Annotated in this window: 20 protein-coding genes; 13 read left to right on the forward strand and 7 right to left on the reverse strand. The window is 55.4% G+C overall.

The window, feature by feature from the left end; genetic code table 11:
• Positions 1-11: 11 nt before the first annotated feature.
• The 4 genes from HALA3H3_RS21285 to HALA3H3_RS21300 form a co-directional block, all read right to left on the reverse strand.
• Positions 12-1,955 carry a nitric oxide reductase activation protein NorD gene (locus tag HALA3H3_RS21285; protein WP_053857058.1) on the reverse strand — a complete coding sequence of 648 codons (1,944 nt, stop codon included), beginning with the start codon at positions 1,953-1,955 and terminating at the stop codon, positions 12-14.
• 8 nt (positions 1,956-1,963) lie between these two features.
• Positions 1,964-2,776, reverse strand: a complete 813-nt coding sequence (locus tag HALA3H3_RS21290) for a CbbQ/NirQ/NorQ/GpvN family protein (protein ID WP_022523546.1) — start codon at positions 2,774-2,776, stop codon at positions 1,964-1,966.
• A gap of 64 nt (positions 2,777-2,840) precedes the next feature.
• Positions 2,841-4,196 carry a cbb3-type cytochrome c oxidase subunit I gene (locus HALA3H3_RS21295; RefSeq protein WP_022523547.1) on the reverse strand — a complete coding sequence of 452 codons (1,356 nt, stop codon included), beginning with the start codon at positions 4,194-4,196 and terminating at the stop codon, positions 2,841-2,843.
• Between the two features lie 38 nt (positions 4,197-4,234).
• Positions 4,235-4,687 (reverse strand): c-type cytochrome, encoded by a 453-nt coding sequence (locus HALA3H3_RS21300; RefSeq protein WP_022523548.1) that lies wholly within the window; start codon positions 4,685-4,687, stop codon positions 4,235-4,237.
• A 455-nt stretch (positions 4,688-5,142) separates the two neighbouring features.
• Here HALA3H3_RS21300 and HALA3H3_RS21305 point away from each other — a divergent pair, with 455 nt between their 5' ends.
• The 9 genes from HALA3H3_RS21305 (at position 5,143) to HALA3H3_RS21345 (ending at position 14,497) form a co-directional block, all read left to right on the forward strand.
• The gene (locus HALA3H3_RS21305) at positions 5,143-5,709 is read left to right on the forward strand and encodes a YIP1 family protein (protein WP_022523549.1); all 567 of its coding nucleotides are present in this window, start codon (positions 5,143-5,145) and stop codon (positions 5,707-5,709) included.
• A 69-nt stretch (positions 5,710-5,778) separates the two neighbouring features.
• Positions 5,779-6,129, forward strand: a complete 351-nt coding sequence (locus HALA3H3_RS21310; protein WP_022523550.1) for a DUF488 domain-containing protein — start codon at positions 5,779-5,781, stop codon at positions 6,127-6,129.
• 325 nt (positions 6,130-6,454) lie between these two features.
• Entirely contained in the window at positions 6,455-6,757 is a 303-nt protein-coding gene (locus tag HALA3H3_RS21315; protein WP_022523551.1) for a c-type cytochrome, read from the forward strand.
• Between the two features lie 26 nt (positions 6,758-6,783).
• Positions 6,784-8,931: a transcriptional regulator NosR gene (gene nosR, locus HALA3H3_RS21320; RefSeq protein WP_022523552.1), complete on the forward strand. Its 2,148-nt coding sequence runs from the start codon at positions 6,784-6,786 to the stop codon at positions 8,929-8,931.
• A 17-nt stretch (positions 8,932-8,948) separates the two neighbouring features.
• On the forward strand, positions 8,949-10,826 hold the full coding sequence (nosZ, locus tag HALA3H3_RS21325; protein WP_022523553.1) for a TAT-dependent nitrous-oxide reductase: 1,878 nt from the start codon (positions 8,949-8,951) through the stop codon (positions 10,824-10,826).
• A 46-nt stretch (positions 10,827-10,872) separates the two neighbouring features.
• Positions 10,873-12,171 (forward strand): nitrous oxide reductase family maturation protein NosD, encoded by a 1,299-nt coding sequence (locus tag HALA3H3_RS21330; protein ID WP_022523554.1) that lies wholly within the window; start codon positions 10,873-10,875, stop codon positions 12,169-12,171.
• Positions 12,168-13,100, forward strand: coding sequence for an ABC transporter ATP-binding protein (locus HALA3H3_RS21335; protein WP_022523555.1), 933 nt, complete (start codon positions 12,168-12,170; stop codon positions 13,098-13,100). The genes HALA3H3_RS21330 and HALA3H3_RS21335 overlap by 4 nt, the downstream gene beginning before the upstream one ends.
• Positions 13,097-13,921, forward strand: a complete 825-nt coding sequence (locus HALA3H3_RS21340; protein WP_022523556.1) for an ABC transporter permease — start codon at positions 13,097-13,099, stop codon at positions 13,919-13,921. The genes HALA3H3_RS21335 and HALA3H3_RS21340 overlap by 4 nt, the downstream gene beginning before the upstream one ends.
• 39 nt (positions 13,922-13,960) lie before the next feature.
• A complete protein-coding gene (locus HALA3H3_RS21345) occupies positions 13,961-14,497 on the forward strand; it encodes a nitrous oxide reductase accessory protein NosL (protein WP_022523557.1) in 537 nt (178 codons plus the stop codon).
• A gap of 67 nt (positions 14,498-14,564) precedes the next feature.
• On the opposite strand, the gene HALA3H3_RS21350 is transcribed toward HALA3H3_RS21345, so the two are convergent.
• From HALA3H3_RS21350 to HALA3H3_RS21360, 3 genes are all read right to left on the reverse strand, one after another.
• The gene (locus HALA3H3_RS21350; protein WP_022523558.1) at positions 14,565-14,951 is read right to left on the reverse strand and encodes a SirB2 family protein; all 387 of its coding nucleotides are present in this window, start codon (positions 14,949-14,951) and stop codon (positions 14,565-14,567) included.
• Between the two features lie 11 nt (positions 14,952-14,962).
• Complete coding sequence (locus HALA3H3_RS21355; protein WP_022523559.1) at positions 14,963-15,370, reverse strand: hypothetical protein; 408 nt, start codon at positions 15,368-15,370, stop codon at positions 14,963-14,965.
• Between the two features lie 82 nt (positions 15,371-15,452).
• Complete coding sequence (locus tag HALA3H3_RS21360) at positions 15,453-16,022, reverse strand: hypothetical protein (protein ID WP_223827952.1); 570 nt, start codon at positions 16,020-16,022, stop codon at positions 15,453-15,455.
• A 176-nt stretch (positions 16,023-16,198) separates the two neighbouring features.
• Here HALA3H3_RS21360 and HALA3H3_RS21365 point away from each other — a divergent pair, with 176 nt between their 5' ends.
• From HALA3H3_RS21365 to HALA3H3_RS21380, 4 genes are all read left to right on the forward strand, one after another.
• A complete protein-coding gene (locus tag HALA3H3_RS21365) occupies positions 16,199-18,097 on the forward strand; it encodes a type IV pili methyl-accepting chemotaxis transducer N-terminal domain-containing protein (protein WP_022523561.1) in 1,899 nt (632 codons plus the stop codon).
• Positions 18,097-18,765 (forward strand): two-component system response regulator NarL, encoded by a 669-nt coding sequence (gene narL / locus HALA3H3_RS21370; protein ID WP_022523562.1) that lies wholly within the window; start codon positions 18,097-18,099, stop codon positions 18,763-18,765. Before HALA3H3_RS21365 ends, narL begins: the two co-directional genes overlap by 1 nt.
• 238 nt (positions 18,766-19,003) lie before the next feature.
• Positions 19,004-20,596 (forward strand): MFS transporter, encoded by a 1,593-nt coding sequence (locus tag HALA3H3_RS21375; protein ID WP_022523563.1) that lies wholly within the window; start codon positions 19,004-19,006, stop codon positions 20,594-20,596.
• A 72-nt stretch (positions 20,597-20,668) separates the two neighbouring features.
• Positions 20,669-21,127: a universal stress protein gene (locus tag HALA3H3_RS21380; RefSeq protein WP_022523564.1), complete on the forward strand. Its 459-nt coding sequence runs from the start codon at positions 20,669-20,671 to the stop codon at positions 21,125-21,127.
• Positions 21,128-21,160 lie beyond the last annotated feature (33 nt).

The following is a 21,160-nucleotide window of genomic DNA, read 5'->3' on the forward strand; positions in this document are numbered from 1 at the left end:
AGATAACCTCCTTAGGAAGCAACAATCTGGCGGTAGATACTCGGCAGCGCCAAGGCGAGATGCTCCGGACGCTGGACAATGGCATAACCCCCTCGCCCAAACAGATGAGGAATATAGCGCCCCGCCTCCCGGTCAATCGTTACCCCGAACACGCGCACTTCTTCCCGTCGCGCTTCAAGTACCGCTTTGTGCGTATCCTCTATACCATAGCGCCCTTCATAATAGTCGGTATCGTTAGGCTTACCGTCGGTCAGAAGTAGCAGCAACCGGTGCCGATTGGGCCGTTTGGCAAGCGCTTGGGAAAGGTGCCGAATAGCGGGCCCCATACGCGTGTAGTGGCCTGGTTTGAGCGCTGCGATCCGCCGTGACACCCGCTCGCCCATTGGCTCATCGAAACTTTTCAGCGTATTGACCCAAACACGGTGACGACGGTGGGAGGTAAAGCTGTGAATGGCATAGTCATCGCCGCACCCCGCAAGGCCGTGCCCCAATACCAGCAGCGCCTCTTTAGCCACATCCAGCACCCGCCGGTCTTCCAGCCAGGCCTCAGTGGAAAGGGATACATCGACCAGGATCGAAACCGCCAAATCCCTCGCCTGGGTACGGCTAGCTTGATAGAGACGGTCGCTGGCTTCACCGGTCGCCGCCAGATCACAGCGGGAGCGGATGACGGCGTCCATATCCAGCTCGCTGCCATCCAACTGGCCACGTAGCGTCTCACGACGCGGCCTAAGTGCTTCAAACTCGCGTCGGACTCGGCGAATGCGCCGTTTTGTCGTTTCATCCGGCTGCCAGTTCTCCCCCTCCTCGCTCTGCACATCGCTGAGTACCACACAGTGGTCAGGCATATAGATTTGCTTACGATGATTCCATTCCGGATAGGTATGGCGCCCACGCAGACTTCCCCCACTCACCTCACCGGGCGCCAGATCAAGATCAAGCTTTAACTTGGAAGCCGCCTTCTTACGGTTAGCACTGAGCACAATTTCATCAATCTGGTCGGCCGCCTGTTTGGCCTCATCATCGTCTTCATCCTCTACATGACGATTGAGATTGACCATTTCGGCCCAGGAAAGCATCTTTTCGGATGCATTGAGCATTAAAGAGTCATCGCGGTCGGCCTGATCCTGCTCGCGCCGGTCAGCCTTACGTTTACCATGATCATCTTGTGGCGAATTCTTCCCTGCGACCGGAGCCTCATCATCTTCCTGCTCGGTTCGTGCCTGCTTATGGGTACCCAGGGCAACGGCTTGCCCCCATAGCGGCACCGGAAGTGGCGGCCGGTATCCACGCGGCGCATGGAAGTTGTCCAAAGGCAGGGACTCATCGAGGATGGCGATATTCATCACGTCGGCCCAGCCGCCCTCGGGCGGCGTTTCTCCAAGCTGAATGCAGAGAACGGATTCAAGCGCTGCTTCCATCGGCGGCAAGCGCTTGCGCTGGGGGCGAATGGCCAGCAATGCCTGACATAACCTGGCGTGACGCTGAGCGAGCCCAGGGAAGTGGGCCAACACAGCCCGAGTCGCCCGGTTTACTTCACGCAGCTGGAGAAGGTCTTGCTGTAGCGGATCGTCGACGACGTGCACATACCGGGTCTCCGCCAGGTACGCTACCAGCCAAAGGTAGAGATCCCGGTTCAAGGAAGCCTCGGCGAACAAGGCAATGCGTGGCGGTAACAACAGGCTTTCTTCGTCACGGCGTGCTTGATCGAGCACCTCCTCATCAAGCCCAAGCCTTTGACGTAAGGATAAGCGATGCGACGAACTACGCCCCGCAATAGCAGCAACATCAATACCCGCCTCGCCGCCTCCGGCGCGGAAAAAGACGCCAAGCATGGGCCGCAGCGTATCAAGGCGCACTGCGGCTTCGGGATGGTCTGGGTAGCTTGCCGCACTGGAAGCCCAACGGTGCCAATGGCGGCCTACAAACTCTTCGACTTCAAGAAAATCAAGCATCCGTGCCCTCACCCAAAGGTTGCTTGAATGGCTTCCATCAGCCCTTCCTGAACATCTGCGTCATCACTTAGCGGCTCCACTAAGGTAGCCCGGGCAGCTTCCAAAATGGGCACCCCGGCGGCAATCAGGGTAGCGCAGTAAACCAACAGGCGAGTAGAAACACCCTCTTCTAAATCCTGCCCCTTCATGGCCCGCAGGCTGGCGGCAAGATTGACCAGCGCGGCGCACTGCTCACCGGGCAAACCACTCTCCCGCGCGACAATATCGCGCTCGACTTTGGGTGGTGGAAAATCAAATGACATGGCCAGGAAGCGCTGGCGGGTACTCGGTTTAAGCGATTTGAGAATATGCTGATAGCCAGGGTTATAAGACACTACCAGCATGAAGTCATCCGGCGCTTCGAGCAGTTCCCCGGTACGTTCCAACGGCAGTAGTCGGCGGTCATCGGTGAGCGGGTGAAGCACCACGGTGACATCTTTACGCGCCTCCACCACCTCATCGAGATAGCAGATCCCCCCTTCGCGCACTGCTCGAGTAAGCGGGCCATCGACCCAGCGGGTCTCACCGCCCTGCAACAGATAGCGGCCTGTAAGGTCGGCTGAAGTCAGGTCGTCGTGACATGAAACAGTAAACAGCGGACGGCCCAGCTTAGCGGCCATATGGCTAACAAAACGTGTTTTACCACACCCGGTAGGACCTTTAAGTAACAGCGGCAGACGTTGACGAAAGGCGTGCTCAAACATAGCGCATTCGTTGCCGACGTTCTCGTAGAAAGGTATTTCACGCTTATCGATAGGATTAGCGACAGAAGATAGAGGCATGGCAAGACTCCATTGCCGGAAAATAAATAAAAGAAGCAAAAACGGCCCCGCAGGGCCGTTTAGTTCAGACCGAGCCTGCCCCAGCGGTAATTTGTGTGCCACCAGCAGGCACTTGCTCACGCGCGGGCCCGAAGAAGGAGTAGATCAACATGATCGCCCCCACAGCCACGGCCACGCCAGCGCCCAGACGCATGATGTAGAACAGGCCTAATTGATCCTGTACTTCCATGTAATTCATACCCAAGACGCGCTGCAAGTGAGTCTGCACGACCCCGGCGAAGGTCAGGGTAAACGTCATGAAGCACATAGCACTGGTGACGATCCAGAAGCCCCACATGTTCAGCACTTGGTTATAAGGCTGTACACGGCGGATCTGCGGCATGGCGTAGGTAATCACGCCAAGAATCAGCATCACATAGGCACCATAGAAAGCTAGATGGCCATGAGCGGCGGTTACCTGAGTACCATGACTGTAGTAATTCACGAACGAGAGGGTATGCATAAAGCCCCACACACCAGCGCCGAAAAAAGCAATAGTTGGGCAGCCTAAGGCCCATAGCATGGCCGCTTTATTAGGATGGTTACGACTGCCCTTCCAGAACATGGTAAAGGCGAACACCACCATGGCGAAGAAAGGCGCCACTTCAAGCGTCGAGAAGATACTGCCGATGGGCTGCCAGTAGCCAGGTGCGCCAATCCAGTAGTAGTGGTGCCCGGTGCCCAGCAGGCCGGAGAATAGTGCCAACCCAACAATGATATAGAGCCATTTTTCGATCACTTCGCGATCCACACCAGTCATTTTGATCAGCAGGTAACCCAGCAAGGAAGCCATGATCAACTCCCATACGCCTTCCACCCAGAGGTGAACCACCCACCACCAGTAGAGTTTATCTACCGCTAGATTGGTCGGGTTGTAGAAAGCGAATAACCAAAATACTGCCGCTAGCCAAAGCCCCAGCATTAACACCAGATTGATAGCGGTCTTGCGGCCCTTGAGCAGCGTCATGCTGGTATTGAAAAGAAACATTAGAAAAGAAATGGTGATGAGTATTTTCACCCAGAACGGTTGCTCAAGAAACTCGCGCCCTTCATGGATACCGAACTGGTAGCCGACCAGCGCAGCGGCGCCAGCAAAAGCAAAGATCGCCAGCTGGATATACGCCAGATTGGGACTGTGAATTTCCTGTTCGGCTTCCTCTGGCATCAAATAGTAGGTACAGCCCATAAAACCGATCAGTAGCCACACAATCAGCAGATTGGTATGGCTGACACGCATGATGTGAAAGGGCATCACTTCAGCCATGAAGTTGGGCCAAGCATAGACAGTGGCGGCCAGCAGACCGAAGACTATTTGTAGCGTAAATAGCGCCATAGCCACCGCAAAAAAGGGTAAAGCGACCTTTTGGGTTTCATATTTCATTGTACGGTTCTCCTTGATTCATCCTTCGGCTGCTTTTTTCAGCCAGCAGGATGTGGGGGCCAGTCCTGGTCGTTAATGCTATTGGTCCATTCGAGGAAGTCGATTAACGAATTCATATCTTTTTCGCTAAAATCAAACGCGGGCATTTGGCGACGCCCTTCGATCCCCAATGGCTGTGCACGAATCCAGGCATTGATACCAGCTCTCGCAGCCTCTGGATTCTCGAGACCCCCATAGCGCTCCCAGACATTACTTAGCTCAGGCGCAAAATAAGCCCCTTCTCCCATAATGGTATGGCAGTTGATACACATGTTTTTTTCCCACACTTCTTTACCATGTTTCACGGAATCGGTGAGGCCTTCGCTGTCCGTGGAAACGTTGACCATGTACCAGTGGCTATGAGCCGTAAGCGCGGCAAATAGCAGGAAGAAGAACAGCGAGCCGCCATAGAAAATATTGCGGGCCGCTGATTTAGTTAGACCATCAGCCATAAGCCATACTCCCTTGCTAGTCAGATCCGACCTTCGGCTGGGAAGCCAAAAGGCATACGTTTATTAAGATGCATATTATTTACATTTTTAAGATTAGCAGAAGAATCCCTCTAGCAACATTGCCACAGGTCAATTTTTGGCAAGAGCGATACCCTTGGTAAATTTAAGATTACGAATTAATTCGAGCCAGAACGCGGCTGGGTTTCTTAATAGTACCTAACCACTCTGTGCGATTTTCACCAGGACATAGCCGTTCTAGAGGTAGGCTGATGCTATGACTTCTCAGATTTCACACGGGCATGTACCACTGCTGCTGATATGGGTTGCACACTCTTAAAACAGAGGGAATCAAGCTTCATACTTGACAAAATACAAACTAGCCTTAATTCTGAATATAATATCACGACATGATATTTTAAGCTCACAACGATCACAACTGACTGCGAGGCTAGACAATGAACCCTCTAACCATTATTCAACTGCCCTTTACCCATTTAGCGGGATGGAAAGACCTCCAGCAACGCCATCCTTCAATCGCCACTCTGGCTTGGTGCATCGTGCTGCCCATGTCATTGTTGCCACCCGTGATGCTCTATTATGCCGGTACACACTACGGAGATATCTTCGCTCCAGGCTTCGCCGATCGGCAGTGGCGCTTCATCACGACCATTCTATTCCTGGCCGAGCTGCTCACCTTCTTTGTAATGGGCTGGCTAATTCACGCGGTGGTCAATAGCGATCGTGATCTCTCAATTAGCTACCACGACGCTTATCTGTTGGCAGCCCTGGCACCTTTGCCACTTTGGTCCGCAGCGATCGCTTTGCTGATCCCCAGCCTGTTGTTCAATGCGCTGGTAGTACTGGTGGCACTGGGCATCTCTTGCAGTTTGGTCTACCACGGGCTGCAGGCTCTGTGTAAACGCTCAGCGAATGACGTAACAACGATGTCTGCTACTTACACCGTTATGGCCGCCGGGGTGCTGACATGGGGTTTACTGATGGCTATTGTCTGGGCTTACTAGGATTCAAGTAGAGTGGAACCGACTCACTAGCTAGGCTTAAAAGGAAACTCATTTACTTGCGAGATAGCGATGGATATTGAATTAAAGCGAGCCTATGACTCACCTCAAAGCAAAGATGGTTATCGTGTCCTCGTCGACGGTATCTGGCCGCGCGGGGTGTCCAAGGAGGAAGCCAAAATCGATGAATGGCGCAAGGAGGTCGCCCCAAGCAGCGAACTTCGCAAAGCGTTTCATAATGGCTCACTCGACTGGAGCGGCTTCCGCCGTCGCTATCTCAAAGAGTTAACCTCTTATCGCGAGTCTCTTCGTGATCTTGCACAACGTGCCAGGAAAGAGCGAGTTACTCTGGTATTTGCCTCTAAGGAAGAGCGCCGTAACAATGCCGAAGTGCTGCGCCAGTACTTGAACATGTTGAAATAATCCGCGCTGTAAAAAACATTTCTACATCGCCACGCCCCTAGCGCCGTGGTGCATAGCCAAGCGTCTGAATTTCGAGTTGAAATCACAATAACGACTGACGTCATCGCCTACCCACTAAGGGGTAATAAGCTAATGCTCTGTAGGGGTACGCGAGACTAAAAATGATCCAGATCAACATTAGTCCCCCTTATTTCTTTAAAGTGAACTTCATACCTTTTCTCGTACTGAGAAATCAGTACCCAGCAACTCGTATACCTCTATAAACCACCTTGCCACGTTGCCGAATTGGTACTTTCAACTCAAAAGATGCATAAGGAATACTTCAATGAAAACCCTCGCGTCCATATTGCTGCTAGGCGTTGTTGCTTCTATTTCGGTTACCGCTCATGCAGATGGCGAAGCCACCTATAACCAAGCCTGCATGGCTTGCCACATGACGGGCGCCGCAGGTGCTCCCATTCGCGGCAATGCCGAACACTGGGAGCCACGCTTAGAAAAAGACATGGACACCCTGTACGACCACGCGATTAACGGTTTTCAGGCAATGCCGCCGAAAGGAGGCCAATTGGGCTTGAGCGATGACGAAGTGAAAGCTGCCGTCGACCACTTGCTAGAACCGGTTCTATAACGCTCTTGACCCAAAAGGAAACCACGATGTCCCCTGTGGCTTGCCCGCGCCGTCTAACCGGCATCTGGATTAGCTTACTGTTACTCCTAGCGATAACACTGCCCGCCCAAGCTATCGAACTGGAGCAGGTACGCGAGGGGTTTCCCACGGCAGAGCGTCTTGAAGCCGCGGATTCACAGTGGCCGGTAAGCCGTGTACTCGCCAGCGACGATAAGTTGCTCGGCTACGCTTTTGAGAGTGTGGATGTCGCTCCGATCCCCGCCTACTCAGGCAAACCGGTCAATGTACTGGTGGGCATCGGTCTGGATGGGCAAATTGTACAGGCCGACATCCTCAGTCATTCCGAACCGATCATGCTGGTGGGCATTCCCGAGTCGAAGCTAAATAGCTTCGCCGACGAGCATGAATCGGCCCACGTCAATGACAGGCTCAGGGTCGGCGACAATCTTGACGCGATCTCTGGTGCGACGGTGACCGTCATTGTCGTCAGCGACACCATCATGCGCAGCGCCAGGCAAGTGGCCGCTGAACAGCAGCTTATTGCCGCCCCCTCCCAGACACCACCGGCACGCGTTCGAGAAGACGTTTTCGCCCCTGCCAACTGGGATGAACTTACCGGCGACGGCACCATTCGCCGTTTGCAACTGACCCATGGCGAGGTCGATGAGAGCTTTGTAGGTACGCCCGCCGAAGATTACCTGCGCTCGCCACAGCCCGCCGATAAAACCTTTATCGAGCTGTTTTACACCTACCTCAACCCACCAACCGCTGGCCGCAACCTGCTCGGCGATACTGGCTATGACCAACTAATGGTCGAGCTGAAGGATGGCGAGCACGCTATTGCCGTCATGGGGCTTGGTGACTACTCATTCAAGGGCTCAGGGTATGTGCGCGGCGGCATCTTCGATCGCATAGAGCTTTCACAGGGCAGCACCCGGGTCAGCTTTCATGATCGCGATCACATCCGCCTGGGTGATCTGGCCCTCGAAGGCGCGCCCTCACTGGCCGAGCGAGACATCTTCATCGTCCGCGAAGAGGCGGGCTTCGATCCCGGACAACCGTGGCAGCTGGAATTACTGGTTCGCCGCGCTTCTGGCCCCTTGGATACCGAGTTCAGCCGCTTTAGCGCCGACTACAGTGTTCCCGAGACCTATATAGAGCGGCCTGAGGCACTGGTGGAAGAGCCTATCTGGGTACAGGTTTGGCGCGACAAGGCTTTCCAGATCGCTGTGCTATCCGCCGGATTATTGGTGCTCACTGGCATCATGCTGTTCCAGGATGTGCTGGCGCGCCACCCGCGTGTACTGAACCCACTGCGTCTGGGTTTCAAGATATACACCTTAGTATTTATCGGCTGGTACTCGCTGGCCCAGCTATCAGTCGTCAATATCCTTACCTTCACCAACTCGCTGATAAGCGGTTTTAGCTGGTCCTCATTCTTGATCGACCCAATGCTATTTATTCTCTGGTCGTTCGTGGCGGTGAGCCTGCTGCTGTGGGGCCGCGGAGTTTTCTGCGGCTGGCTGTGCCCCTTCGGCGCTTTACAAGACCTGGTCAACCAGGTCGCTCGCAAACTAAACGTTAAGCAGATCGAGGTGCCCTTCGGGCTCCACGAGCGCCTATGGGCGATTAAATACATCATTCTGCTGGCCTTGTTCGCAGTCTCGCTACATTCGCTTGGCACCGCGGAACGCTACGCCGAAGTGGAGCCGTTCAAGACCGCAATCACCCTGCGTTTCCAACGTGACTGGGCCTTCGTTATTTATGCTCTTGGACTGGTGGCGATTTCTGCCTTCAACCACAAGTTCTACTGCCGCTATCTGTGCCCTTTAGGTGCCGGGTTGGCTATTCCTTCGCGTTTACGCCTGTTCGACTGGCTCAAGCGCCACCGCGGTAGCTGCGGTACCCCGTGCCAAATCTGTGCCAATGAATGCGAAGTGGCCGCTATACACCCGGACGGCCGCATCAATGCCAATGAGTGCCACTACTGTCTCGACTGCCAAGTGACCTACCACGACGACCAGCGTTGCCCGCCCATGGTCAAGCGCCGCAAGCGCTATGAAAAGGCGGCCAATATGTCATCGCGCGGTAATAGCGTTGAGACCCAACGGGATACCGACGCCAGCGGCAAACAGGCCGCATGGCAACGCATCCCTCTTCACCAGCAAGACTGATCTCAGGGGAATCAAGCATGAGCGATAAAAAAGACCATATTCAGGATATCGGCCGTCGCCATTTCTTGCGCAATACCGCCGTCACCGGCGTTGCCGGGGCGGGCCTGGCCAGTGGTTTTGGCGCAGGTGCGTTACTCAATAGCCGTCAAGTTCAGGCCGCCGGCGCCAACGGTATCGACGTTGCGCCCGGCGAGCTCGACGATTACTACGGCTTCTGGAGCGGTGGCCACTCGGGCGAGGTTCGGGTGCTCGGTGTACCTTCAATGCGCGAACTGATGCGGATTCCAGTGTTCAACGTGGATAGCGCCTCTGGCTGGGGGATCAGCAACGAGTCGAAGCGGATACTCGGCGAGTCAAGCCGCTTCCTTAACGGCGACTGCCACCATCCCCATATTTCCATGACCGACGGCAGCTACGACGGCAAGTACTTATTTATCAACGACAAGGCCAACACCCGCGTTGCGCGTATCCGCCTTGACGTCATGAAGACGGACAAGATCACCACCATCCCCAATGTCCAGGCGATTCACGGTTTGCGTTTGCAGAAGGTGCCTTATACCAAGTATGTCTTCGCCAATGCCGAACTGCCGATCCCTCAGATTAACGACGGCCGCGACCTTGAGAACCCCGATAACTACTTCACTATGTTCAACGCTATCGATGCCGAAAGCATGGACGTGGCCTGGCAGGTGATCGTCGATGGCAACCTCGATAACACCGATGCCGACTACACCGGTCGTTTCGTCGCCTCTACCTGCTACAACTCAGAAAAAGGCATGACCCTGACCGAGACCATGCGAAACGAACGCGACTGGGTCGTGGTATTCGACGTTGAAGCGATTGAAGCCGCCGTGGCGGCCGGGAACTACAAGACACTGGGTGAATCAAGCGTGCCGGTACTGGATGGGCGCAAGGGCTCGCAACTGACACGTTACATCCCGATCCCCAAGAACCCCCACGGTGTGAATACCTCACCGGATGGCAAATATTTCATCGCCAACGGCAAGCTATCCCCCACTTGCTCAATCATCGCCATCGACAAGTTGCCTGAGCTGTTCGACGACAGTATCGAACCGCGCGATACCATCGTGGGTGAACCTGAACTGGGCCTGGGCCCGCTTCACACCACCTACGATGGCCGGGGCAATGCCTATACCACGCTGTTCATCGATAGCCAGGTAGCCAAGTGGAATATTGAGGATGCCATTCGCCACTACAATGGCGAAGACGTCAACTACCTGCGTCAGAAGCTCGATGTCCACTACCAGCCTGGGCATAACCACGCCAGTCTCACCGAATCCCGCGATGCCGACGGCAAGTGGCTGGTAGTGCTGTCGAAGTTTTCCAAAGACCGTTTCCTGCCGGTAGGCCCTCTGCATCCCGAAAACGATCAGTTGATCGACATCTCCGGGGAAGAAATGAAACTGGTGCATGACGGCCCCACTTATGCCGAGCCCCACGACTGTATTCTGGTACGCGCCGACCAGATCAACCCAAGCCGAGTATGGACACGAGACGACCCCTTCTTCGCCGAGACCGTGGCCATGGCCGAGGCAGACGGCGTCAACCTGGAGGGCGAAAGCAAGGTAATCCGCGAGGGCAATAAAGTACGCGTGTACATGACCTCCATCGCACCGCAATTTGGCCTGACCGAATTCAAGGTCAAACAGGGTGATGAGGTGACCGTGGTCATCACCAACCTTGACCAGGTCGAGGATCTGACCCACGGCTTCTGCATGGTCAACCACGGCGTGCAGATGGAGATCAGCCCCCAGCAGACCGCTAGTGTCACCTTCACCGCCGACAAAGCCGGGGTGCACTGGTACTACTGCAACTGGTTCTGCCACGCGATGCATATGGAAATGACTGGTCGCATGCTAGTCGAACCCGCCTGACGACAACACGCGGGCCGATTCCTTCGGCCCGCTGCGGGAGAACACCATGAAACGACACCCTGGCTATTTAGGTTGCCTACTGGCGCTGCTATGGCTTTTTTGGCTGCCTAGCGGGGTTTATGCCGCCGACTGGCTCGCCACGCCTGGTGAGCCGTTACAGCCGTTGATCGAACAGGCGACCGACGGCGATCAATTGCTGCTGCCTGCAGGACGCTACCCCGGGCGTGTGGTTATTGACCGCACGCTGCATATTAGGGGCGAGTTGCAAGCCATCCTCGATGCAGGAGGCCACGGCCATGCGGTGGTGCTGGCAGCTCCCGACATTATATTTGAAGGTGTCCGCATTGAAGACTGGGGAGATAACCTGACAGCACTGGAGGCCGCTATTTTTGTCGAGCCCGCCGCTCACGGCAGCAGCATCCGCAATAACCAGCTAAGCGGGCCTGGCTTCGGCATCTGGCTCGATGCTGTCAATAACGTCAGTGTGATAGGCAATACCATTCGTGGCGATACCCGACTGCGCTCTCAGGATCGCGGCAACGGCATTCACCTCTATAACGTTAGTGACTCAATTATTGAATCCAACGATGTTGCGCAGACTCGCGACGGCATCTATCTCGACAGCAGCCGCCACAACGTGCTGCGCGACAACACCCTGCATGACCTGCGCTATGGCGTGCACTACATGTACTCCTTCGACAATCGTCTTGAAGGCAACCTGACCCAACGAACCCGAACCGGCTACGCCCTGATGCAATCCAAACGCCTGGAAGTCGTTGATAACCGTTCGGAAGCAGACGACAACTACGGCATTTTGATGAACAACATCACCGACTCCCTATTGAGCGGCAACCGTGTCGAAGGCGTCACCCAGCCCCTGGGGGCAGATGGCGAGGGGCGTCTAGCGGGCGGCGACGGCAAGGCACTGTTCGTTTACAACTCGCAGTTCAATCGTATCGAGAATAATCGTTTCGCAGCCAGCGACATTGGCATCCATCTCACCGCCGGTTCAGAGGATAACCAAATGGCGGGCAACGCCTTCATCGCTAATAAGCAGCAAGTCATGTATGTCGCCACCCGTGAGCAGGATTGGTCGGGCAATTACTGGAGCGACTACCTGGGTTGGGATCTTGACGATAACGGTGTCGGCGACACCGCTCATGAGCCCAATGACGCCATGGATCATCTTCTCTGGCGCCACCCCTCCGCGCGCCTGTTGATGCAAAGCCCTGCGGTGTTGGCACTGCGCTGGGTGCAACGTCAGTTCCCGGTGTTTCGTCCCCCGGGGGTCAGAGACAGCGCGCCCTTGATGAGCGAGCCCGGCCGAGAAGGAAATGCTCCATGAACCCAGTAATAGAACTACAGCGAGTTACCAAGCGTCACGGGGCGCTGGTGCGACTAGCTGAAATGGATCTCACCATCAAAGAAGGCGAGATGCTCGCCCTGCTGGGACATAATGGCGCGGGCAAGACGACCATCATGAAACTCATACTGGGCTTAATTGCGCCCAGCTCGGGCCACGTTGACGTCCTCGGTGGCGCTCCTGACGGGCCACATGCCGAACGCCTACGGCGTCAGTTGGGCTATCTACCTGAAAACGTCACCTTCTACGAACAGCTCACCGGGCGTGAAGTGCTCACCTATTTCGCTCGTTTAAAGCGCGCTGACCGCCATCAGGTAACGGTTCTGCTTGAGCGTGTGGGCCTGGTCGAAGCCGCCGACCGTCGCGTTAAAACTTACTCCAAGGGCATGCGCCAGCGCCTTGGCCTGGCCCAGGCTTTACTAGGGTCTCCCCGGCTATTGTTGCTGGATGAACCCACCACCGGCCTTGACCCCGCGGCCACCCGCGATTTTTATCAGGCCGTAAAAGCCCTACGCGACAACGGCTGTACCGTGCTGCTCTCTTCCCATGTACTGCCGGGCATCGAACCCTATATCGACCGCGCCTTGATCCTGGGCAAAGGGCGACGCCTGGCCCTGGGCAGCCTTGAACAACTGCGCGAAGAAGCACAGCTACCGCTGACGTTTCGTATCCACGGCACATTGCTGGCCATGCAGTCTCAGCTCTGGAAAGCCATGTCCCTTGAGCCTATCCCAATCAATGAGCGCTGTGTGGAGGTCAACGTGCCCGCGGAAAATAAAATGCAGGTACTACGTCAATTAACCACCATGCCGAATATCGACGACATCGAGTTATCACCACCCACCCTTGAGCATCTCTACACGCATTTTTCTACTCGCCCCGCCTCACTGACGCTAGGAGCCAGCGCATGAAGGCCATGTTCATCGTCGCCGCCAAAGAGTTCCAGGATGGCCTGCGTAATCGCTGGGTACTGGCGATCACCGTGATCCTTGCCGTTCTGGCAATGGGTATTGCCTACTTTGGTGCCGCTGCGAGCGGCGGTCTTGGTTTTACTTCACTGGCCACCACCCTGGTCAGTTTATCAACTCTGGCCGTTTTTCTGATCCCCTTAATCGCGCTGATGCTAGCCTACGACGCCGTTGTCGGTGAGCAGGAGGCCGGCACGCTACTACTGCTACTCACCTACCCTATAAGTCGTTCGGCGTTGCTGTTTGGTAAGTTCTTCGGCCATGGGATGATTCTGGCTGTCGCCACGCTACTCGGTTTTGGTATCGCGGGTATGGTTATTGCGTTGGGCGCTGAAGGCGTACCGCTTATCCAACTAACCGTCGGCCTAGCACGATTGATCGCCAGCAGTGTGCTTTTGGGCTGGGTGTTTTTGGCCTTTGCCTACCTGATCAGCGTAACGGTCACCGAAAAGGCACGGGCCGCCGGGTTGGCACTGGGAGTGTGGTTTCTGTTCGTGCTGGTATTCGATCTAGTACTGCTGGCCCTACTGGTTGGCGTCAAGCAGGGGGGCGACTGGCTCCCCTACCTGATGCTGCTCAATCCCACCGACAGTTTTCGCTTGATCAACCTATCGGGGTTCGACAGCACACAGCTAGAAAGCGGTATCGCGGCTATCGCGCAGCAAGGCGCGTTCCATTCTGCCTGGCCGCCCTTGGCAATGCTGGTTTGGGTCGTGGTGCCCCTGCTATTGGCCGCCCGTCGCTTCCACCGTCATACCGCTTAACATCATCTCTTAACATCATTTTATTAACGAGGATTGACCATGCCCGCCCTGCTGCCCATTCTGGCCCTTATTATTTTGCTCATGGCCGGTTGCAACAATGCCACTGACAGCGCCGAAAGGATGCCGCCTCAGCCTATTAGCGGCGATGACATCTGCCATGTATGCGGTATGTTTATCACCGAATTCGAAGGCCCCAAAGGTCAGGCATTTATGCAAAGCCACAGTGACGCGCGTAAGTTCTGCTCCACGCTGGAGATGTTCGTTTTCCTCCAGCAGCCCGAAAATCAGACCCAGCTGCGCCACGCCTATGTACATGATGTCGGCGTGACACCCTGGGAAGCACCTAAAGACGATGCCTTTATCCCTGCAGCAGACGCTTGGTATGTGGTCGGCCATAATCGGCGCGGCAGCATGGGCCACACCCTTGCGCCGTTCTCCAGCCATGAGCGTGCCGAGCAGTTCGCAGCGGTTCATGGTGGCGAGATAATCACCTATGACGATATCGACCTGGAATTGCTCGCCCGGCTCGGGCGCCACGAAGGGAGCGGCCATGCCGCCCACTCAATGGCGCAATAAAAGTGAGGAGTGAGGAGTGAGGAGTGAGGAGTGAGGAGTGAGGAGTGAGGCAGAAAGTAGCTGCAATTCAGGCTAGCCAGGAAAGCGGGCTGTGATGAACAGCGGCCCCCACCATATAGGCGAAGATAGCCACCGCCACTACCGCGGCTAGGGCTCGCACCGTTGGCGTGGCCCCGCGCTTAATCGCAATGGTGCCAATACCGATATAGGCCAGCAGCGCCAGTAACTTGGCGCCAAGCCAAGGAAGCTGCCAGGGCCATACGGAAAGCAATACCATCAAAGTCACCCCCAGCCCCAACAGAGCCGTATCAATAAGATGAGGCAATACCTTGACCCAACGGGCGTTGAGTCGCGGGCTTTCCTGCACCGACCACCAGGCGCGCACTACGAAGAGCGTGATGCTCAGCGCAGCGGCCGTCATGTGCAGGTGCTTGATGAGGAAATAGTGCTCCATGGTAACCGTCCCTAGCCGACGTTAACCGCATTGCCGTGATGGTCGAAGGCAAGATAGGCGGTGATATTACCCATTTGCAGCGACTCCATCATACGCTGGAGCTGCCGTTCAACCTCAGCGTCATCTTTTGGGTCGTCCATGGCAGCTGTGAAAACTAGATCCCATTCGATCTCGGTACGGCGTGACTCCTCGACCAACGCCGCCATGCTGGTCAATTCCTCCGTCGACTTATCTACGCATACCACAGGCACCAACACTCCCCCTTCACCCTGTTCGAAGCGACGACGCTGGTCAGCATCAGGGAAATCGGGCAGCTCTGCGCGAACGAACACAAACAGCAGGCGCTGGGGCTTAGGTTGTTTACGCGCTTCCAGCAGTAAATCGGCAAACGTGGCTATGGTCATAAAAACTGTGGTCATAAAATGGGCCTTATCGCTAGTGGTTTAGAATCAGAAGGAGAGAGAGTAGGTAAGAATGAACAGGTGAGACTCATAGGCGGCGTTACTCGGGTGACTCTACGAAAAGCCACAGCAGCAGCATTACCATAAACAGAGGGATCAACAGGCTAAGTGGCGCCGCACGCCAACCATAGGCTTGGACTACCAGAGGCGCCATCCGCAAGGAAAACCCTACCCCCGCCGCTAAAGCCAGAAAAAGGGCGACACAAAGACTCACCCAACGACCAGGCATCCAGCCTTTGGCGTGGGCGATGCCCGTCGTAATCACCGCACCTCCCAGTCCAAGCCCAGCCCCCACTAACAAAAACTCCCACGGTCGGCTAGCCATCCCAAACCCGCCCAGCGCCAACGCTAGCCCCAGTAATAGCCATTGCATCAAGCGGCAGGTGTCTCCCCGCCTGGCGATATACCAAGCCGGCCAAGCCAACAGCACACCACTACTCAACGGTACCAGCACATAGAGGGGTTGTTTTGCGAGCAGGGCATAAAGTGTCCAGCCAGCCACCGCTAAAGCGCTTGCCAGCGGCATCAGCAGCATGGCTACCAGCAACTGATAACCATTTACTGGCTGTTTTGATGTCTCCAACGTGGGAGGCGGCACAGATGATGGCATGGCGTTTCCCAGCGAGGGTATAAAGACATCGGAAGACATGTAAGAATTGTCTGTAAATACTGGGCGTAGGTCAAAAGGCATCGGAGGTAGACCGGCTAACCCCAAAGGAATAGCCCTCGTATCGAAATGCAGACAGTGCCACACTCCCTTACCTCTTCCGCGCTATCGGAAATGCCATGAAATTACTTCAGCGCTCCCTGGTTGCTCGCATCATTGCGTCCTTACTTGCCATTAGCGGGATGGCACTCATCAGCATCACCCTGACCATGGCAATGTCTAACAGCAGCCGTGGCGATGCTGCCGCGATTAATGTCGCTGGCTCACTACGCATGAATGCCTATCAAATCATGGGGGCACTGCAACGCCTGGAGTATGCTCCAGAGGAGACTAGCGCAGAACAGCTCGAAGGACTGATTTCGAGCTTCGATCAACGTTTGTATGGCACAACGCTTCAACAAACGATCCCCATCGATGATCGTCACGAGCGCCGCCGTCAACTGGAAAAACTTCAGATCTACTGGCAGCACACGCTTCGTCCGGCACTAGAGGCACCGTCCCCAGCCACTGCGCTTGACCTCGATACGCTAGAAATGATGATCGTGGCGATGGTCAATGACATTGAAGTGCTGGTGACCTATTTGGAAGAGAGCACCGAGGCCAAGGTGCGGCTGCTGGGGATGATGCAAGTGCTCTTTCTTGTACTGATCGCTATAGTGGTCTCGATTGCCCTCTACGATGTTCGCTTCAATCTGGTAGTACCTTTGCGTCAACTGATGGTTCTGGCCCGCGAGGCGGCACAGCGTAACTTCAAGCCACGCTCCCAGCTCCGCGGCAGCGACGAGTTGGCTTTGTTGGGCCATACCTTTAACAAGATGTCTGCCGAACTGGCAACAAGCTACGCCGCATTGGAAGACAAGGTGTCGCGCAAGCAGCAGGAGCTTGAGCGCAGCAATCAGGCGCTGCAGGTAATGCACGATGCCAGCCGCTCGCTGTATGGAGGCGGTAACGACCTCTGTTCTAGCGCAGCGCCCATGTTACGCGAACTGGAAAAGCTGCTGGATATCGGGCCAATACGGCTTTCCCTAAACGATCCTTTCGACCAACGGGAAATGCCGGTTTTAGAAACCCACTCGCGTACCCGACCAGAGTATTGCCGTGACCAGGATTGCCACGCCTGCCTGATCGATCCTCGCCCCTTGGAGATGGTGGCCAATAACCAGTCACAGTGCTTGCTACTGCCTATTAGCGTAGGCGATACGCTGCTAGGCACCCTGGAGGTGTGGTATCCCCAGGAGCGGCTCAACGATAGCACCCGTCGGCTGCTCACCATGTTAGCCGACCAGCTCGCCACGGCGGTGTATCTGCAGCGGCGTATCGAGGAGCAGCAACACGTTACGCTGATCAACGAGCGAACCATCATTGCGCGGGAACTTCACGACTCTCTAGCCCAATCGCTCTCTTATCTCAAGATGCAGGTCGCCCGACTCGAACGCATGCAGCAGAAAGAAGCTACCCGAGAAGTACAGTCTGCGGTATTCGACGAGCTGCGTACCGGCTTAAACAGCGCCTATCGTCAACTGCGTGAGCTACTCACCACCTTCCGACTCAAACTAGAGGGGCCAGGGCTGCAATTTGCCTTACGCCAGACCGTCGATGAGTTTAGCCAGCGCATGGGGGTAACGGTCGAGCTTGACTACGATGTGCCGCCTTACCTACTTAACCCCAATGAAGAAATTCACGTGCTGCAGATCATTCGCGAGGCATTGGCCAATACCCACAAGCATGCCCAAGCCCACTGGGCTGGGGTCACTGTGCGTTTCGCCGATGCTCGCCTGCTAGTGCGTATTGAGGATGACGGCATAGGCCTGGAAGACGATAGCTCGCCACCTATGCACTACGGTTTGGTGATCATTCGCGACCGTGCCACTACCCTGAACGGGGAGCTAAGCATCGCCAATCGCCCCGCAGGAGGTACTGGTATTGAGATACTCTTCACTCCGTTGACCGCTCGCTTAATTCAGCAGCAACCTGTTACGGCTACCCCCGACTCTCATTTAGGTACAGGGACTTCTTAATGACGCTGACCACTGCCAACGATACACCCGCCAGCCTGATGATTATTGACGACCACCCGCTACTACGGCGTGGCGTGATACAGCTGCTTGAATTAGAAGACGACCTTGAATTGGTTGGCGAGACGGGCAACCCGGAAGAAGGTATTGCACTGGCCCTCAAACTTGAGCCTGACCTGGTTTTACTTGATTTAAACATGCCGGGCGTCAATGGCTTAGAAGCCTTGCGCCGCCTACGGGAAGCCAACTATAGCGGCCGTGTGGTGATGTTCACTGTTTCCGACCATGAGGATGATGTTGTCGCCGCACTGCGCAACGGTGCTGACGGTTACCTGTTAAAGGATATGGAGCCTGAAGACATGGTTCGCCAACTGCGTCAGGCTGCTTTGGGGCGCATGGTCATCAGCGAAAGCCTGACCGCCCTACTCGCTGAAGCCCTGCGTAATCAGCGCAATGCCCCCACCACCCCGGATATTCATAGCCTAACGCAGCGTGAACGCGAAATTCTGCAACAGCTTGCTGGCGGACTCTCCAACAAGCTTATCGCACGCAAGCTGGATATTACCGAAGGCACGGTCAAGGTTCACGTCAAGCATCTGCTCAAAAAGCTCAACTTACGCTCACGTGTCGAAGCTGCCGTCTGGGCAGTCCAGGAAGGTATCGATCACTAATCGATTCTGTGTGGTTACCTCTAAAGACTCCCAGAATACTTTTGCTCTGATCCGCCTTTACCTCCTCTCGATTTTTTCTGTTAAAAATCAATGAATCCAGGCTTTTCAGCGACTACCTCTCAAGAGGTATGTCGCTGTTTTTCATGCTATTTCCACCTATTCCCCAATTTCTTCCTCCAGCGTATCTTGCTTTCTAACTGCTAGATGCAGATAGGTTTGATGCCAAGGGGAAATCGCCATGAGCAAGAGAAATGCCGACATTGAGAAATGGAATGTCGAAGACGCCCAATTCTGGGAACAGGAAGGCAAGCACATTGCCAACCGCAATCTATGGATATCCATTCCCAGTCTGCTGATGGGATTCGCTGTCTGGATGATGTGGGGAATGATTACCACCCAGATGCAGAACCTGGGTTTTTCGTTCACGGTTAACCAGCTATTTTCACTGACGGCGCTTGCCGGTCTAGCAGGTGCCACCCTGCGCATCCCAGCATCGTTCATGATCCGCATCGCTGGCGGGAGGAACACCATCTTCCTGACCACCGCGCTATTGATGATCCCCGCAGCCGGCACTGGTATCGCCTTGATGAACCCAGGCACGCCGTTCTGGGTATTCCAGGCTTTGGCGCTACTTTCCGGTATCGGAGGGGGTAACTTCGCTTGTTCAATGAGCAACATTTCCACTTTTTATCCCAGCAAGCAGCAAGGTTACGCCCTGGGAATGAATGCAGGCCTTGGTAATTTCGGCGTCACGACCATGCAAATTGTCATCCCGCTGGTAATGACCGTCGGCATTTTCGGCGCTATAGCCGGTTCGCCGATGGAATTGCAAAGCGCTAGCGGTACGTTGATCGGCAGGATCGAAGCAGGTACCGATACCTGGATCCAGAATGCTGGCTTTATCTGGCTTGTATTCCTGGTTCCATTAGCGTTCGCCGGTTGGTTCGGTATGAACAATCTTCGCACTATTACGCCCAACCCTGGTTCGCCGCTGGCGGCTTTCAGCAAAATATTGGGCCTCTACGGCGTCGGCATGGTAACTGCCATCGTCGGCATGCTGGCTCTCAGCTGGCTTAATATGTGGGTTGCCCTACCGCTAACCATTGTTCTGACTCTGTTGTTGTTGCGCCTGATTCCTGGCGACATCAAGCCCAATATCCAGAAGCAGTTCGCAATATTTTCCAATAAGCACACTTGGTCAATGACCATCCTCTACATTCTGACCTTCGGTTCTTTTATCGGCTTCTCTGCAGCCCTGCCGCTCTCCATCAACGTCATCTTCGGCAACATGATGGAAGCCACTGCCGATGGCACGCTGATTCGCGTGGCCAACCCAGAGGCGCCCAGCGCTCTAACCTGGGCCTGGATAGGCCCCTTCGTGGGCGCCCTGATCCGTCCGCTGGGCGGATGGATCTCCGACAAAGTGGGTGGCTCCATCGTCACCCAAATAATCTCTGCAATCATGGTGGTCGCCTCTATCGCCACCGGCTACGTGATGATGCAGGCCTATAACGCCACCGACCCTAATCAATTCTTCTGGCTATTCCTGCTGCTATTCATTGTGTTATTCGCCGCCAGTGGTATCGGCAACGGCTCTACCTTCCGCAGCATCGGGGTTATTTTCGACCAGCAGCAGAAAGGCCCGGTACTTGGCTGGACCTCAGCCGTCGCTGCCTATGGCGCCTTCATCGCCCCGCGGGTAATGGGCGAGCAAATCCAGGCCGGCACACCGGAACTTGCCATGTACGGCTTTGCGGTCTTCTACGCCATCTGCCTGGTCATCAACTGGTGGTTCTACCTACGCAAAGGTGCCTACGTTAAGAACCCCTAAACAGGGCTTGCTTGTTTACGCCCGGAGCCAAGCTCCGGGTCTTCACCCCCTACCCCAATGCGGGAGGACACCATGAAAATCATGATCGCCTATGACGGTTCGCGAAACGCCAAGTTGGCTCTCGCTCAGGTCGTCAACATGTTCCGCTGCAACCAACCTCTGCTGGTACTGGTCGGCGTGGTGGAGAATCCACTCGACGCTACCGATAACAACGAGGCGCTTTTTCAGCAGGAGCACGATGAGGTTAAACGGCACCTTCAAGAGGGTGTGGCATTCGCCATCGGCGAGGGCTTCCAAGCCGAGCAGCTTCTAGCCGAAGGGGATGCGCGCAAGATGTTGCTGCAGGCCACTCGCAAACTCTCGCCAGACCTACTGGTCATTGCCCGCCATAGCCATCAGCCGGACGGCGGCATCATCGCCAAATCGTTGACTTATTTTGTTGATGAACTCGACTACATGACTTTCGGCAGCGTCAGCTCGTTCCTGGCCCGGCGCGCCGAGTGTCCCTTGTTGATCCTACCCAGCCCTTGAGCAGCCTCTACACCTCCTTTGGTACAGCCCACC

The organism is Halomonas sp. A3H3, assembly GCF_000982975.1.
In the GTDB taxonomy this organism is placed as follows: domain Bacteria; phylum Pseudomonadota; class Gammaproteobacteria; order Pseudomonadales; family Halomonadaceae; genus Vreelandella; species Vreelandella titanicae.

Bases quoted from the DNA above. Each gene is read 5' to 3' on its own strand.
- narL (WP_022523562.1), top strand. From the start codon at position 18,097: ATGACGCTGACCACTGCCAACGATACACCCGCCAGCCTGATGATTATT.
- HALA3H3_RS21295 (WP_022523547.1), bottom strand. From the start codon at position 4,196: ATGAAATATGAAACCCAAAAGGTCGCTTTACCCTTTTTTGCGGTGGCT.
- HALA3H3_RS21345 (WP_022523557.1), top strand. From the start codon at position 13,961: ATGCCCGCCCTGCTGCCCATTCTGGCCCTTATTATTTTGCTCATGGCC.
- HALA3H3_RS21310 (WP_022523550.1), top strand. From the start codon at position 5,779: ATGGATATTGAATTAAAGCGAGCCTATGACTCACCTCAAAGCAAAGAT.
- HALA3H3_RS21285 (WP_053857058.1), bottom strand. From the start codon at position 1,955: ATGCTTGATTTTCTTGAAGTCGAAGAGTTTGTAGGCCGCCATTGGCAC.
- HALA3H3_RS21340 (WP_022523556.1), top strand. From the start codon at position 13,097: ATGAAGGCCATGTTCATCGTCGCCGCCAAAGAGTTCCAGGATGGCCTG.
- HALA3H3_RS21380 (WP_022523564.1), top strand. From the start codon at position 20,669: ATGAAAATCATGATCGCCTATGACGGTTCGCGAAACGCCAAGTTGGCT.
- HALA3H3_RS21365 (WP_022523561.1), top strand. From the start codon at position 16,199: ATGAAATTACTTCAGCGCTCCCTGGTTGCTCGCATCATTGCGTCCTTA.
- HALA3H3_RS21375 (WP_022523563.1), top strand. From the start codon at position 19,004: ATGAGCAAGAGAAATGCCGACATTGAGAAATGGAATGTCGAAGACGCC.
- nosR (WP_022523552.1), top strand. From the start codon at position 6,784: ATGTCCCCTGTGGCTTGCCCGCGCCGTCTAACCGGCATCTGGATTAGC.
- nosZ (WP_022523553.1), top strand. From the start codon at position 8,949: ATGAGCGATAAAAAAGACCATATTCAGGATATCGGCCGTCGCCATTTC.
- HALA3H3_RS21300 (WP_022523548.1), bottom strand. From the start codon at position 4,687: ATGGCTGATGGTCTAACTAAATCAGCGGCCCGCAATATTTTCTATGGC.
- HALA3H3_RS21360 (WP_223827952.1), bottom strand. From the start codon at position 16,022: ATGCCATCATCTGTGCCGCCTCCCACGTTGGAGACATCAAAACAGCCA.
- HALA3H3_RS21330 (WP_022523554.1), top strand. From the start codon at position 10,873: ATGAAACGACACCCTGGCTATTTAGGTTGCCTACTGGCGCTGCTATGG.
- HALA3H3_RS21290 (WP_022523546.1), bottom strand. From the start codon at position 2,776: ATGCCTCTATCTTCTGTCGCTAATCCTATCGATAAGCGTGAAATACCT.
- HALA3H3_RS21315 (WP_022523551.1), top strand. From the start codon at position 6,455: ATGAAAACCCTCGCGTCCATATTGCTGCTAGGCGTTGTTGCTTCTATT.
- HALA3H3_RS21350 (WP_022523558.1), bottom strand. From the start codon at position 14,951: ATGGAGCACTATTTCCTCATCAAGCACCTGCACATGACGGCCGCTGCG.
- HALA3H3_RS21305 (WP_022523549.1), top strand. From the start codon at position 5,143: ATGAACCCTCTAACCATTATTCAACTGCCCTTTACCCATTTAGCGGGA.
- HALA3H3_RS21355 (WP_022523559.1), bottom strand. From the start codon at position 15,370: ATGACCACAGTTTTTATGACCATAGCCACGTTTGCCGATTTACTGCTG.
- HALA3H3_RS21335 (WP_022523555.1), top strand. From the start codon at position 12,168: ATGAACCCAGTAATAGAACTACAGCGAGTTACCAAGCGTCACGGGGCG.